We start from the raw sequence: 15,041 nt of genomic DNA, 5'->3' as shown, positions 1-15,041 counted from the left end.
AATCTTTCGTTTCAGGGCCACCCCTCACGGGGGTGGCCCTGAAACGCGTCCACTCCGAAAACCGGTCCTCATGCCGGCGCGCGTGAACGGTTGACCACCCACCACTTCCCCGAACCGCCGAACCGACCACCACACCGCCTGGATTCGGGCCGGCCGACGGGAATCACCACGTCGGCCGCGTCAGTCTCGTACCGTCGAGCCGGGACCTCTGAAAACGGCCACGCCGGTGGGCCGAAACGTGACATGGCGTACGTCGGGACCGTGATCGGGGCCGACCGCACGGGGTACAGGAGGTGGACATGGAGATTGGAATCATCGGGTCGGGGCACATCGGGGGCACCCTCACCCGTCGTCTGCGTTCACTCGGCCACGACGTCGCGGTGGCCAACTCCCGCGGGCCGCAGAGCCTCGCCGACCTGGCCGCCGAGACCGGCGCCCGGGCGGTGTCGGTGGAGGACGCCGTGCAGGGCGCCGAGCTGGTGGTCATCGCGATCCCGCTGAAGGCGGTGCCGCAGCTCCCGGCGGCGCTGTTCGACGGCAAGCTGGTGGTCGACGCCAACAACTACTACCCCCAGCGGGACGGCGACATCGCCGAGCTGCTCGACCGCAGCCTCAGCTCCAGTCGCTGGACCGCTGACCACCTCAAGGGCGCCCGGGTGGTGAAGGTCTTCAACAACATCCAGGCGGCGCACCTCATGGACGAGGGCAAGCCAGCGGGTACGGCAGGCCGGATCGCGTTGCCGGTGGCCGGCGACGACGCGGACGCCAAGCGGATCGTGATGGGCCTCGTGGACGATCTGGGCTTCGACCCGGTCGACGCGGGCACCCTGGACGAGAGCTGGCGGCAGCAGCCGGACACCCCCGTCTACGGCACCGACCGGGACGCCGACGGCGTACGCGAAGGGCTGGCTGCGGCGCGGCCGTGACAAGCATGGGAAAGGCCCCGCCGGATGCGTCCGGCGGGGCCTTTCCGTGTGTCGTGGATCAGTCGTCGCCCGGCTCCGGGGCGCAGATGAAGCGCGGCTCGGCGTCGTAGCGCCAGCTGAACTTCTCCCGCTTGACGACCTTGCCGTCCTTCTTGATGACCCGGAAGGCGTCCTGGGCGAACCCGACGGCGCCCGCGGCGGGGATGCAGGACGGCCCCGGGGTCAGGTACACGGTCTTCGGCTGGGTGATGTTGCGGCGGGGGCCGTACTCCGTCTTGACGCTGTCGTAGATCTTGGTGCTCCAGATCGAGACGGTGATCGAGCTGGACGTGTACGAGGTGTCGATGAGCACGCCGTGGGGCGTGTTGTTGCGGAACTTGAAGTCGAGCTGCGGCCAGTAGATGGTCGACTCGATCACGGCCGGGTAGCGGCTGAAGTAGAACGAGTGCGGCTTGTGCTCCACGTCCTCCAGCCCGGCGTAGTAGGTGGCGTTGAAAAGCGTGGTGGTGAACTGGGAGACGCCGCCACCGACGCCCGGCACCAGCTTGCCGTTCACGATCGTGGGCGCGTCCTTGTATCCCTGGTCGTAGCCGCGTTCGCCGGTGTGCCCGTTGAGCGAGAACGTCTCACCCGGCTTCACGAGCGTGCCGTCCACGTCCTTCGCCGCGCGGACGATGTTCTGGCTGCGCGGGGAGGAGAGGCCGCCGGTGAAGTGGGTGGTGAAGGTCGACACCCGCTCCTTGATGCCCAGCTTCGCCAGCTCCGCCTCGGTCAGCTCGGGCGCGGCCGGCTTGAGCTCGGCGGACACCGTACGGCCCTCGGACTTGGGCAGCACCGCGAGCAGGGCCGGGCCGAGCGCGGCGGCGTCGACCTGGCGGCCGGCCTTGCTGGGCACCACCTTCGGCTTGCCGCCGCTGATGGTCAGCCCGGCGTCCTGCGGCTCGACCTCCAGCTTCGTCAGCCGGTCGCCGAGCGCGGCGCGGAGCCGCTTGACGTCGACCTTCGGGGTGAGCGTGCCGGCGTCGTCGGCGGAGAAGCGCAGTGCCCGGGCGATGGCGGCGGGCGGGATGGTGACCGAACCGCCGTCGGTGGTGAGCGTCACCGGCGCGGCGACGGCGGGCCGGGCCAGCTCGGCGACGAGGCGGTCGACCTCCTCACGGGTGGTGGCGGGCCACTTCTCGACGAGCGGCACGGTGACCGGCTCGGCGGCCAGCCAGCCGGCCTTCACCACAGCGGTGGCGCCGTCGGTGTCGACGGTGAGCGCCGGCTTCGGGTAGACCGGCTTCGGGGTGGTGCCGGTCCAGATGATCGCCGGCATCGTCATCTCGCGCCCCTGCGAGCCCATCACCTTCCGCAGGGCGGCCTCCAGCTTGGGCCGGTCGACGGTGACCACCGGCTCGACCGTACGGGAGCCGACGAGCCGGCTCACCGCGTGCGCGTCGGCCTTCGCGGCGGCCGCCACAGTGGCGTCCACGTCGATGGCGAGCCCCACGTCGGACGGCTTCAGCTCGGCCTTCTTCTCACCGACGGTGACCGCCAGCGGGGCGTTCAACGCCTCGGCCCGGCGCTCCAGCTCGGCGCGGAGCGCCGCCGCCGCCTCCGCGCGGCTGCGCCCGCCCAGCTCGGTGCCGAGCACCGTGGTGCCGCGGGGCACGTCACCGGCGTACGCGTAGGCGCCCAGGCCGACGCCGCCGGCGAGCACGGCCGCGACGATCCCCCCGGCCAGCAGCAGCCGGGCCCGTCGCGACCGCCCCGGCCGGCCCGTGTCGCCTCCGGACGGTGTGGCGACCGGCTCCATCTCGACGCCGGGCCAGCTCACCGCCGCCACCTTGATGGTGGGCCGGTCGTCGGCAGCCGGCACCTTCTCGCCGTACATCGTCACTGCAACCTCGATCGGAAGTACACGCGGGGACCGCTTCCCCCGCGGGAGACACCTACGGTAACCAACGCCCGGGCGCGCCGGGAGTCTCCGGCCCGGCGTCGTGTCGGGGGTTCGGCGGTGTCGGCCCGATCACCCGATTCGGGGCCGCGCCCGGGCGCGGATCGTGGCACGGTGAGCGGGTGCTGGCGTACGGCGGTGGGTGGCTCGACCGGGCGGCGGCGCTGCGCGGTGACGCGGAGTGGCTGGCCGGGCGGCTGGCCGATCCGGTGAGCGTGGTGCTGCCGCTGTGGCGGGACCGCTGCCTGGTCGACGCGGCCGGTCCGGTTCGGCTCACCGGCGAGCACGCGTCCCGCGTCCGGTCGGCCGCCGGGGAGACCGTCTTCCTGGGGCTCGACGACGACGTCGCGGTGTCCGCGGCCGATCTCTCCGCGCTCGGCGAGCGGGCCGCCGTCGAGTTGGCCGCCGCGACGCGCGCTGTCGATGTCCGTACGCTCGTGGGCCGGCTCGACCCGGCCGGGGCGGCGGTGCAGGCGTACGCCCGGGGGTTGCTGCTCTGGCACCGGCAGCAGCGGTACTGCGGCGCGTGCGGCGCCCGGGCCGTGGCCGGTGGCGGCGGGCACATGCGGACCTGTAGCGGTGGGGAGTGCGGGCGGCTGTGGTTCCCCCGGATCGAGCCGGCCGTGATCGTGCTGGTCGAGGCGCCCGGCCGGACCGGGCGCTGCCTGCTGGCCCGGCACGCGGGCGCGGCCGAGGGCAGCTATTCGACGCTGGCCGGCTTTGTCGAGGTCGGCGAGAGCCTGGAGGACGCGGTCCGCCGGGAGCTGGCCGAGGAGGCGGGCGTCACCGTCACCGACGTGGTCTACCAGGGGTCGCAGGCGTGGCCGTTTCCCGCCGGGCTGATGGCGGGTTTCCGGGCTGTCGCCGTGTCCGAGGAGGTCCGGGTCGACGGGGTGGAGTTGCTGGCGGCGCGCTGGTTCAGCCGGGCGGAGCTGCGGGCGCGGGTCGCGGCAGGGCGGCCGCTGGGCCGGGTGGACTCGATCGATCACCGGCTGCTGGGCGACTGGCTCGCGGAGGGCTGAACACCATCACCAGCGCGGTTGCCGCGGCGGTGGCGAGCGCGCACCACATGATGCCCTGGAACGTGCGGGGCGCGACGGTGGTGGTGAGCACGGCCAGGACGGCCGCGGCGACCCAGAGCGGCGCGGACGGCCAGCGCGCGCCCGCCGCGATCTTCGCGTTGACGGCCGCGAAGATCAGTGCGTAGAGCGCGCCGGTGGCGGCGAAGAACGGGGCGTACCTCCCCAGGGACGTGTAGTCCTCGCCGCCCACCAGCCGGAACGCGAACCCGCCGGCCAGGGCCGAGGCGGCGACGAGCACGACGCCGCAGCCGGCGACGATGGCGAGCACGACGGTACGGACCCGGTTGTCTCCCACGGCGAGCCGGGGCAGCGCCAGCACCACGATCACCTGGGGGGCCCAGAGCGCGCCCTTGGTGAGCACGGTTCCGACCGCGTACGCCCCGGAGTCGGCGGGCGAGAGCAGCTGGCGGGCGAAGATCAGGTCGGCGTACGACACCGCGAGCATCGCCAGCGCGGCGGTGCCGGCGCTCGCCACCTGCCGGATCCGCATGGTGGCGGCGACGTCGTTCCCGGCGGGCCGGTCGGGGCGGGCGATCCAGGCCAGCGCCGGTAGCACGAGCCAGGCGGTGAGCATGCCGGCGAGCAGGGTGACCACGACGTCGGCGTCGAGGACCAGCGCGACGATCATGCCGCCGTACCGCCCGAGCGCCACCACCCCCATCGCCCAGGCGAGACGGACGAAGCGTTGCTCACCCTGCAGTTCGCCGAGCCACCGGGCGGCCAGGACGACAGCGACAGTGGTGCCGGCGACCAGCGCCACGACGGTCGACGACAGCCGCAGACCGGTGATCATCAGCGGCGCGGCCACGACGACGGCGCCGCCGGCGACCGCCGTGGTGACGAGGCTGACCCGGTGCGTCGGCGCGCCGGGGTGGCGGGCCCGGTGCACAGCGACCGCCATCTGCAGCCCCACGCCGGCGACCCCGGCGATCGCGACGAGGGCCAGCGTCGTGGCCAGGACGCTCAGCTCCTCGACCGGCAGGTACCGGGCACCGAGCATGGGCAGCAGGTAGGCGAGCCCGTTCGTCGCCATCGCGGCGACCGCGACGGCCGCGCCGGCGGTTCCCAGGCGGCTCGCGCCGGGCCCTGCCGTGGTCTCTGTCATCGCGCCTCATGTCGGTGTCGCCGGTGGAACGGGTTCGCCTCGAACCTCGCGTCGTCGTCGCGGCTCGCTCGTCGACGTCGTGAGGCAAGCTACCGTCCGTACTCGCCCTGTGCCTAGAGTGCTGTCCGGAGCCCCGGGTGCGACGTCGGGCCCGCTTCCGTCCAGGTTCATGGGGGTCCGTGTGCGTCGAGCGTCACCGAGCTTCGGTCCGGCGCCGTCGCGGGCCGCCGTCGCGCTGCGCCGCTGGTGGCCGGAGACGGCGCTCGGTGTCGGCGTGGTCGTCGCGATCCTCGGCCCGGTGCTGCGCCGTGGCTTCGTCCTCCGGTACGACCTGGTGTTCGTGCCGGACCCGCCGTTCGGCGCGGTGGTCTGGGGCAGCGGCTCCGAACTGCCGCGTGCGGTACCGAGCGAGCTGCTCGCGGTCGGGCTGTCGCAGGTCGTCCCGGCAGACGTGGCCCAGAAGGTGCTCCTGGCCGGCTGTCTCGTCCTGGCCGCGGTGGGCGCCGCGCGGCTGGCGCCCGTCGGTCATCCGCTGGCGCGGGTCGCCGCCGGGCTCGCGTACGTCTGGAACCCCTGGGTGTACGGGCGGCTGCACCTCGGGCAGTGGGCGGTGGTGGCGGGGTTCGCGGCGTTGCCCTGGGCGTTCGCCTGGGTGCTGGGGGTGCTCCGGCCGCCGCCCGAGGGCACCGGCCCGGGGCGGCGTTCCGCAGTGGCCGGAGGGGCCGCGGTGGTGCTGGGCGGCCCGGCGATGGTGCTGGCGGCGGTGTTCGCCTGTGCCCCGGCGCTGGCTCTGGCGCGCCGGTGGCGGGCGTTTGTGGCGGGGGCGGCGACGTTGGCCGGCCTGACCGCTCCGTGGTGGCTCGCGCTGGTGAGCCGGGGCGGCGCCGTCGACGTCGACGAGCGGGGGGTGGCCGCGTTCGCGGTCCGCGCGGACACGCCACTCGGCGTGCTCGGCAGCGTCGCGACTCTGGGCGGCGTGTGGAGCCGGAACGCCGTGCCGGTCGGCCGGGACCAGTGGGCGGTCGCCCTGATCGCGCTGGCGCTGGCCGGCGCGGCGCTGTGGGGGTACGTGCTTACCCGTCGCCGCTGGCCGTCGGCGGCCTGGTGGGGTCTGCTCGCCGGCGCGGTCCTGGGCACGGTGGTCGCGGTGGCGCCGGCGTGGTCGCTGGGCGCGCAGTGGATGGCCGCGCTGGTCGAGCACGTTCCGCTGGCCGGCGCGGTCCGGGACGGCACCCGGCTGCTCGCTCCGCTGGCACTGGTGCAGGCGGTGGGTCTCGGGATGCTCGTGGAGTCGCTCGTGACGACCGGCGCCCGGGCGCTGGCCCCGCTGCTGGTGGTCGCTCCGGTGCTGCTCATGCCCGGTCTGGCGTGGGGTCTCGGTGGTCAGTTCGACACGGTGCGGTACCCGGCGGAGTGGGCGGCGGTGCGCGCCGAGGTGAACCGGGATCCGGCCGGGGGCACCCTGGTGTCGCTGCCCTGGTCCTCGTTCCGGGCCTATCCGTGGGCGGGGAACGTGCCGGTGCTCGATCCGGCCTCGCGGGCGTTCCGCCGGCCGGTGGTCGGGGACCAGGACGTGCTTGTCGGCCAGGACCGGATCCGTGGGGAGAGCCGGGAGGCGGACCGGGTGGCGGCGGCGTTGGCGGCGCCGGGTGATCCGGGACCGGCTCTGCGTCGGCTCGGGGTGCGGTATGTGCTCGTGCAGACGGACCAACCGGACGCCGCACAGGTGGAGGGCCGGTTCGTGAGCGCCGAGCTGGTCCGGCGGGACGGGGCATTGACGCTGTTGCGTCTGCCGGATTCCGATTTCTCCGGCTCGTCCGGTCGCATCGGCATAATGCCGGTCCTGGGGTATTCGGTACTGGGGGCCACCCTGATGATCGCCCTTTCGCACCGGGTCAAGCGGCAGTGACGCATGTTACTCTTCGGTACCTTTTTCCGAAGGGATCATCGATGAAGGCATCCTTCAATCCCCTCCTCACCGCGGTAGTCGCCGCGGCGGTGGGTGCCGTGCTGGGAATCCTGGCCGTCTCGATCGGGGCGTCCACCCTCGGCAACAGCAACAGCAAGCCAGCGAGCGTGGAGCAGCCCATCATCGTGTACGGCGAGCGCTGACGGTGCGGCATGGAGGTCCCCCCTCCTGACGTCTCGTCAGAACTGGTCGTACTCGACGTCGTGGTGCCCGCGTACAACGAGGCGCTCCGGCTGCCCGACACCCTGGTCCTGCTCCGGGCGGCGCTGGCCGAACTCGGTGTGCCCTGCCGGGTCACCGTGGTGGACAACGCCAGCGACGACGGGACGAGTGCCGTGGTGGTGAACGCGCCGCCCGGCCCGGTTCCGGTCCGCCTGCTCTGGTGCGGCGAACCGGGCAAGGGCTTCGCGGTGCGTCGGGGTGTGCTGGCCAGCGACGCCCGTTACGTAGGCTTCTGTGACGCCGATCTGGCCACCGCGCCGGCCGCTCTCGCCCAGGTGCTCAATCTCCTGTACGACGGCGCGGACGCGGTGGTCGGGTCGCGGGCCCACCCCGAGTCGGTCGTCGAGGAGCGGCACAGCGTGCTGCGACGCTGGGGCGCGGTGGCGTTCCGGGGCGCGGTGCGGCAGGTGGTGCGCGGCGTCAGCGAGACGCAGTGCGGGTTCAAGTTCTTCCGCAACGACGTCGCCCGGCGGGTCTTCGCGCCCCTGCGGTGCGGTGGATTCGCGTTCGACGTCGAGGTGCTGGGCCGCGCCGAGCGGGCGGGCGCCCGCCTGGTGGAGATTCCGGTCAGCTGGGTGGACGTGCCCGGCTCCCGCTTCTCACCGGTCCGGCACGGCTGGCAGAGCTTCGTGGACGTCGCGAAGATCAACTGGTGGCTCCGTGGCGCCGACGTCGCCCCGGTGATGCCACTCGTCACGCTTCCGGTCACGCCGGACGTCACCGGCGGCACGGCCGCCGTTGGAATGCGGCCGTGAGTGTCGGAACACCCTCTACCGACGCGGCACCCACCACCGACGCCACCGTGGTGGGCCGCCGGGTCGTGGTGTTCAACTGGAAGGACCCCTGGCATCCTGACGCCGGGGGCGCCGAGGTGTACGCCTGGCAGGTCGCCCGCGACCTGGTGACCGCCGGCGCGGAGGTCACCTTCGTCACCGCGCGTCCGAAGGGGCAGCCCGGCGACGAGGTCCGCGAGGGCATCCGGATCGTCCGTACCGGCGGCCGGTGGACCATCTACCCCCGGGTGCTGGGCTGGCTGGCGCGCCACCGCCGGCAGTTCGACGCGGTGGTGGACTGCCAGAACGGCATCCCGTTCTTCAGTCCGGCGGTCCTGCCGGCGGCCGTGCCGGTGATCTGCGTGATCCACCACGTGCACGACCGGCAGTTCCGGTTGTACTTCGGCCCGGTCGTGGGTCGCTTCGGCGCCTGGCTGGAGGGACCGGTCGCCCGGCGCGTCTACCGCCGCGCGGTGACGCTCGCGGTCTCCCCCTCGACGGCGGTGGCGATCCGGGAGCGGCTGCGCTGGACCGGCCCGGTGGTCGTGGCGCCCAACGGCGCCGACGCGTCCCGGCCGGCCGCCGCGGGCGTGACCCGCGCCGACCGGCCACGTGTCGTCTGCGTCGGCCGGGTGACCCGGCACAAGCGGGTGGACCTGGTGGTCGACGCCGTGGCCCGGCTCCGGGCGCAACGGCCCGACCTGCGTCTGGACATCGTCGGCGGTGGGCCGGACGCGGCGAGCGTCCGCCGGCTGGTCGACGAGCGCGGGTTGAACGACATGGTCACCGTGCACGGCCACCTGCCCGCCGCCGAGCGGGACGCCCTGCTGGCCGCCGCCTGGTTGCACGTCTCCGCCTCGTGGGGTGAGGGCTGGGGTCTCGTGGTGGTGGAGGCGGCCGCCGCCGGGCTGCCCACTGTCGCCTTCGACGTGGACGGGCTGCGCGACGCGGTCCGGCCGGGCCGTACCGGATGGTTGGTCGACGAGGGTGAGGATCCGGCGCAGAACCTGGCCGCCGGCCTCGACCGCGCGCTGGACTCCCTGGCGACGCCCGGAGAGCCGGAACGGATGGCCGCGGAGTGCCGGCGGTGGAGCGACTCGTTCCGCTGGACCGACACCGGCCGGCGGGTGCGTGCGGTCCTCGGGGATCTGCTGACGCCGCGCCCGCTGCCCTGGGCCGCCGGGAACACGTCGGTGGTGGTCCGGACCGACCAGCCGGAACGCCTTCTGGCCCGGGTGGCGCCGCTCCTGCCGCGTACCCGGCACGTCGCGATCGACGGGCAGAACCTGCTGCTCCTGGTGCCGGCCGCCGAGCCGGCCGCCGTCCGGCAGGCGCTGCTGCGGGCCGGGGTCGCAGCCGACGACATCGACGAGCGGAACGCCGGAGCGGACGAACTGCTCACCGGCGTTCCGGTACGGCAGTGCTGACCGCCTGGTCGACCGCTCGCCGTACCCCCGGAATTCCGAGCGCCACGGTGTCCCTGGCGGTGTGGCGCCTGCGCGAGCTACTGGTCTGTCTCGCGCTGATCGGTCTCTGCGTCACCCAGGAGCCCGGGCTCATCGTGCCCGAGACGAAGCTGGACATGGCCCTGGACCCGGGCGGTTTCCTCGCCCGCGCGGCTCACCTGTGGACCGGGGACTGGCAGTTCGGCACGCTCCAGAACCAGGCCGTCGGCTACTTCTTCCCGATGGGCCCGTTCTTCCTGCTCGGTGAGGCGGTGGGCCTGCCGGCCTGGCTGGTCCAGCGGCTCTGGATGGCGACCCTGCTCTGCGTCGCCCTCACCGGCGTGGTGCGCCTGGCGCGCGCCCTCGACCTCGGCGGTCCGGGATCGCGTCTGGTGGCCGGCGCGATCTTCGCGCTGTCCCCCCGGGCGCTGTCCCTGGTCGGCACGGTCTCGCTGGAACTGCTGCCGTACTGCGTCGCCCCCTGGGTCCTGCTGCCACTGGTCAAGGGGGCCGCGGGCGGTTCGTTGCGGCGGGCCGCGGCGCTCAGCGGGCTCGCTGTGGTCTGCATGGGCGGCGCGAACGGCGCGGCCGTCGCGTGCGCCGTGCTGCCGGCGTTCCTGTACGTGGTGACCCGTGCGCCCGGCCGGCGGCGGATCCGCCTGCTGGCGTGGTGGACGGTGGCGATAGTGGCGGCCACCTTCTGGTGGCTGGTGCCGCTGCTGTTGCTGCAGCGCTACGGGTTCCCGTTCCTCCCGTACACCGAGAGCGCGGCGGTCACGACCAGCGTGACGTCGCTCCCGTCGGCGGTACGCGGCAGCACCCACTGGGTGGGTTACCTGGCCGTCGACGGCGTGCCGTGGTGGCGCGCGGGATGGGCGCTGGTCACCACCCCGTGGATGATCGTGCTCACCGCCCTGATCGCCTGCGTCGGCCTGGCCGGGCTCGCCCGTCGGGACCTGCCGGAGCGGCGGTTCCTGCTCGTCGGCGCCCTGGTCGGCCTGCTGGCCCTGACCGCGGGGAACCTGTCGACCGGGGGCGCCGCGTTCGCGTCGCCGATGCGTGAACTGCTCGACGGTCCGCTCGCCGCCCTCCGCAACCTGCACAAGTTCGACGTCGTGATCCGCCTGCCGCTGGCGCTGGCCGCCGCGCACATGCTGGACACGGTCGGCCGGATCGCGCTCATCCGCCGCTTCACGCGCCCCACGAACATGGCGCCCCGGCGGGTGGCGCTGGGCGCGACCGCCGCCGCGCTCGTGGCGGTGACCAGCGGCGCCGGGATGGCGGGACTCGCTCCGGGCGGCGGCTTCCACGCGCTGCCCGAGCACTGGCGGCAGGCGACCGGGTGGCTCGACCGGCACGCCGGGCCGGGCACCACCCTGCTGGTTCCCGGCTCCAACTTCGCCGAGTACAACTGGGGACGTCCGCTGGACGAGCCGGTGCAGCCGCTGCTGGACTCGCCGTGGGCGGTGCGGGCGCTGGTGCCGGGCGGATCGGCTGGTAACTCGCGGCTGCTCTCCGCCATCGACGAGCGGCTCGCCTCGGGCACCGCCTCGCCCGGACTGGCCGACGTGCTCAGCCGGCTCGGCGTGCGCTACCTGCTCGTCCGCAACGACCTCCGCCAGCCGGTCGGCGGCATCGCCTGGCCGGTCCTGGTACACCGCACGCTGGACAGCGCACCGGGCCTGTTCCGGGTCGCCGCGTTCGGCCCGGCGTCCGGGGTGAAGCCCGACCTGAACGGGGCGTGGGACTACGGCCTGCACGAGCCGTACCCGGCGGTGGAGATCTACGAGGTGGACCGGCCGACGCCCCGGGCCACGCTGACCGACGCCGCGCTGCCGCTCAACCTGGTCGGCGCGCCGGAGACGTTGCTGGACCTCAGCGACGCCGGTGTGCTGGGCAACCGGCCGGTGATCCTCGACGGCGATCCCCCGCTGGTCAGCGACGGCGGCACCGTGCTCGCCGACAGCCTCCGGGACCGGGAGGTCGACTTCGGTCTGGTCCGGGGCAACACCTCGCGGACCCTGACCGAGCAGGACCCGACCCAGTTGGAGCGCCTGGAGCACGACATCCTCGACCCGGCGTGGCGGTCGTCGATCACCTCCTCGGCGTACGCCGGGGTGGACGACGTCCGGGCGTCGTCCAGCGCGGCGGACGTCACCGGTCCGGCCGGGCTGCGCGACCCGTCGGCCACACCCTTCGCCGCGGTCGACGGCGACATCGGCACCGCGTGGTTGTCCGACGGCGCGCGCAAACCGGTGGGCCAGTGGGTCGAGCTGCGCTTCGCCGACCCGATCGAGGCCGACTCGGTGGAGGTGCAGGTGATGGGCGACGAGGTGATCGGCGCGCCGGTCACCTCGGTACGGGTCAGCACCGAGGGCGGTTCCCAGGTGCACCCGGTGACCGGCGCGGGCCGGTCGACGGCGCGGCTGCCGCTGCCCGCCGGCCGGAGCAGTTGGCTGCGGGTGACAGTCGAGAGTGTCGCGGACGCCGACGTTCCGGGCCGCCGGGCGGGTATCCGGGAGCTGAGTGTCGCCGGGGTGACGCCCGAGCGCTACCTGCGACTGCCGGAGGTGCCCGCCGACGCCGTCGCGCCCGAGGTGGTCGCGCTGGCCCGCAAGGCCACCGATCGATCCGCCTGCGCGGTCGCCGGTGACCACTACCTGTGCGCTCCCGACCTGATCCGGCAGGGCGAGGAGACCGGGCTGGTGCCCCGGCGCTTCGACCTGCCGGACGCGATCCCCACCCAGCTCACCGGCCTGGCCCGGGCCACGCCCGCCACCGCGCTCGCGACGTACGACGAGATGACGGGCGGCGAGACGTTCACGACGTCGAGTTCGTGGTTCGCCGACCCGGTCGCCTCGTCGAGGTCGCTGGGGGACGGGGACGACGGCACGGCCTGGTGGGCGGATCCGAGCGATCCCCAACCGACAGTGAAGATGCGCTGGGCCACCGCGCGCAAGGTGAGCTGGGTGCGGCTGCGGTTCGCGGAGAGCCTCGTCGCGGCGCCGCCCAGGACGGTCCGGATCACCGGTGACGACGGCATCCGGGAGGTGACTGTCGACCTGGACGGTGTCGCCCGCTTCCCGGCTCTGCGTACCCGTGGGCTCACCGTTGCAGTGACCTCTACCGTGCCGAGGGTCAGCCGGTCGACGGCGCTGTTCGAGCCGCAGTCGCTGCCGGTCGGTCTCAGCGGCGTGGACGTGCAGGGCGTGCCCGAACTGAACCAGCCGCGCGGCCTCGACCGTGAGGTGACGCTCCCGTGCGGCGCGGGGCCCACCATCGTGGTCAACGGGGTGAAGGTGCCCACGACGGCCACCGGGACGCTGCGCGACCTGCGCGACCTGCGGCCCCTGCGCTACCGCGCCTGCGCTCCCGCCACGTCGTCGGGCCGGGCCGCGAAGGCGGGCGCGGAGCAGGTCACGCTGCGGGCGGGCGGCAACGAGGTCTCCGCCCCGGCGGACCGGTTCGTCGTGGACAGCGTGATCTTCAGCGGTACGCCGGCCGAACGGCCCGTCGTCGCCGCGTCGCCGCGCCGGGCGTTGAGCGTGGTCGACTGGGACGACCAGCGCCGGTCGATCGAGATCGGTGCGGGTGGCGGCAGCTACCTGATGGTTCCGGAGAACGCCAACGCCGGCTGGCGGGCGACGCTCGACGGGCAGGAGCTGATCGCGGCCCGCCTGGACGGGTGGAAGCAGGGATGGTTCGTGCCGGCCGGTCCCGCCGGCCGCGTCGAGCTGGTCTTCACGCCCGGCGAGCACTACCGGATCGTCCTGTTCGTCGCCGGGGGCCTGTTGGTGCTGCTGGTGGTCGGGGCGCTGATTCCCGCGCGCCGCCATCGACCCGCGTACCCGGTGGTGCCGACGATGATGCCGACCGCGCCGCTGCTCGCGGTGGCGGTGCCGGCGCTGCTCGGGGGCCTGGTCGGGCTCGGCTGCGCCGCCGCGGTGGTGGCGCTGCACCGGCGCCGCACGCCCGGCCCGGCATGGATCTGGGTGCCGGCCGCGCTGGGGCTCACCGTCTACGGGACCGAGCGTCTGTGGCTGCCCCGGGTCGGCGCGGAACGGGTGGCGGAGCTACTGGTCCTGTTGCCGACCGGGCTGCTCCTCGTGGCGGTCGCCGCTCTCGTGTTGCGGTTCCGTCGGGTCCGCGGCCGGTACGAGGCGAGTTCCGAGGCCGGCCGGGCCGGCGCCCTGAAGCGCTGGCGCCGGCGTCGCGGCCCGGAGCGGGAGGTCGGGCTCGACGGCCACGGGCCGGCGGCGGCCACCGAGCCGCCGCAGCCGTCGCGCGGGCCGCTCGATGAGGTAGTAGCTGGCCGTCGCGACCGGGACGGTGAGGGCCAGGGTGACGGCGAGGAGAACCCAGAACGAGCTGTTCATCCGGGTGAATCCGAGCAGGCGGAAGCAGACCTCGAGCGCGAGGAGGTGCCAGAGGAAGATGCCGTAGGAGATCCGGCCGAGGAACATGACCGCCCGGTGGCTGAGGAGAGCGCGGGGCACCCCGCCGGACCCCGGCCCGACGAGGGGGGCGATCAGGCACCAGGCGACGAGCAGGAACAGCAGGTGCTCGGTGACCGACTCGACCGGCTTGGCGGGTTCGACCCCGCGCGGGCCGGCGATGGGCGTGCTCGCGATCCAGAGCAGCGCGCCGGCGATGAGCCAGGACGTTCCCGGGGCGAAGGTGAACACGCGCAGGCCGCGCGGCGTGGCGGACCACAGGTCCTCGTCGCCCCGCCCAGACCCGTCACCGGTCAGGCCGGTGAGGAACGGGGTCGAGGTCGTGCCGACGGGCCACGAGGCGAGCACGGCCAGCATGATGCCGATGCCGAACCAGTCGAGAAAGGCGGGCAGCCAGAGCACCGCGAGTCCCGGTAGAGGCGAGTCGGGACCGTGCGCGTACGCATTCCAGATGAGGCCGGCAAGGACGAGTACGGCACCGAACGCCAGTTGGCGCCGGGCTCGCCCGAGCGGGGTACGACCGCCCATTCGGCGGCCGAGCACCGCTATCAGTGGCAGCGCAAGGTAGAAAGTCGCCTCCGTAGCCAGGCTCCAGGTCTGCTCCATGCCGACCGGGAGTCGCAATGGCTCGTAAATCTGTGCCAGAAGAAAGGGGATCGCCCAGTCCCAGACGGACTTCAGATAGTCGATGTTGAGCCAAGTCAGTGCGACGATCGCCATTGCCCAGTACCCGGGCAGAATGCGCAGCGCGCGGTGCCAGAGGTATCGCCGAACGGATGGTCCTGACTGTCCGTTAATGGCAGCGAGCGCGAATGGCCGATAGAGGAGGAAACCGGACAACGCAAAGAAGATCGCCACCCCGACATCCAGCCTGGCCAGCGCAGCTGCGAGGTGGGCGAAGGAGTTGGTCAGTCCGCTGAGAAAGGAGACATGGTGGACGACCACGCCGATCACCGCCACCGCCCGCAGCCCTTCCAATGCGGGCAACCAACCGTCCGAACGGCCGGTATTAGTTGCGGACAGGATCGCCTGTCCGTTGCTCGAGTCCGGTCTGACGGGTCGGCTCACAGTTCCCTCGACATCCATTTGATCTCGCAGCCCGGTGGCTGCTGCACCCCCGGAGTCA

The 15,041-nt window shown here is 73.5% G+C and carries 8 protein-coding genes and 2 pseudogenes; 7 read left to right on the top strand and 3 right to left on the bottom strand.

What is annotated here, in order from left to right:
• Positions 1-290 precede the first annotated feature (290 nt).
• Positions 291-926, top strand: a pseudogene (locus A4R25_RS12915) (NADPH-dependent F420 reductase); the annotation flags it as partial.
• A gap of 58 nt (positions 927-984) precedes the next feature.
• Here A4R25_RS12915 and A4R25_RS12910 read toward each other — a convergent pair.
• Entirely contained in the window at positions 985-2,802 is a 1,818-nt protein-coding gene (locus A4R25_RS12910) for a VanW family protein (RefSeq protein WP_064446867.1), read from the bottom strand.
• Positions 2,803-2,987: 185 nt separating this feature from the next.
• Between A4R25_RS12910 and nudC the strand changes: the two genes are divergently transcribed.
• Entirely contained in the window at positions 2,988-3,887 is a 900-nt protein-coding gene (gene nudC, locus A4R25_RS12905; RefSeq protein WP_082930995.1) for an NAD(+) diphosphatase, read from the top strand.
• Here the strand turns inward: nudC and A4R25_RS12900 are convergent.
• Positions 3,784-5,052, bottom strand: coding sequence for a hypothetical protein (locus tag A4R25_RS12900; protein WP_064446839.1), 1,269 nt, complete (start codon positions 5,050-5,052; stop codon positions 3,784-3,786). The two genes, nudC and A4R25_RS12900, sit on opposite strands and share 104 nt — an antisense overlap.
• Before the next feature lie 169 nt (positions 5,053-5,221).
• On the opposite strand from A4R25_RS12900, the gene A4R25_RS12895 reads away from it, so the two are divergent.
• From A4R25_RS12895 to A4R25_RS32230, 5 genes and pseudogenes are all read left to right on the top strand, one after another.
• Positions 5,222-6,961: a hypothetical protein gene (locus A4R25_RS12895; RefSeq protein WP_064446838.1), complete on the top strand. Its 1,740-nt coding sequence runs from the start codon at positions 5,222-5,224 to the stop codon at positions 6,959-6,961.
• Between the two features lie 41 nt (positions 6,962-7,002).
• Entirely contained in the window at positions 7,003-7,164 is a 162-nt protein-coding gene (locus A4R25_RS31105) for a hypothetical protein (protein ID WP_157539048.1), read from the top strand.
• A gap of 9 nt (positions 7,165-7,173) precedes the next feature.
• A complete protein-coding gene (locus tag A4R25_RS12890; RefSeq protein WP_064446837.1) occupies positions 7,174-7,998 on the top strand; it encodes a glycosyltransferase in 825 nt (274 codons plus the stop codon).
• Positions 7,995-9,443, top strand: coding sequence for a glycosyltransferase family 4 protein (locus tag A4R25_RS12885; RefSeq protein ID WP_197494899.1), 1,449 nt, complete (start codon positions 7,995-7,997; stop codon positions 9,441-9,443). The genes A4R25_RS12890 and A4R25_RS12885 overlap by 4 nt, the downstream gene beginning before the upstream one ends.
• Positions 9,437-11,497, top strand: a pseudogene (locus tag A4R25_RS32230) (DUF3367 domain-containing protein); the annotation flags it as partial. The gene A4R25_RS12885 and the pseudogene A4R25_RS32230, both read left to right, overlap by 7 nt.
• Positions 11,498-13,534: 2,037 nt before the next feature.
• Here A4R25_RS32230 and A4R25_RS32225 read toward each other — a convergent pair.
• On the bottom strand, positions 13,535-15,001 hold the full coding sequence (locus A4R25_RS32225) for an acyltransferase family protein (protein WP_373888005.1): 1,467 nt from the start codon (positions 14,999-15,001) through the stop codon (positions 13,535-13,537).
• Between the last annotated feature and the right edge of the window lie 40 nt (positions 15,002-15,041).

The sequence above is a fragment of the Micromonospora sp. NBRC 110037 genome (assembly GCF_001652995.1).
Classification (GTDB): Bacteria; Actinomycetota; Actinomycetes; order Mycobacteriales; family Micromonosporaceae; genus Micromonospora; species Micromonospora chalcea.
The sequence above is the reverse complement of the archived record's forward strand: the minus strand, read 5'-3'. Positions and strand labels throughout refer to the sequence as shown.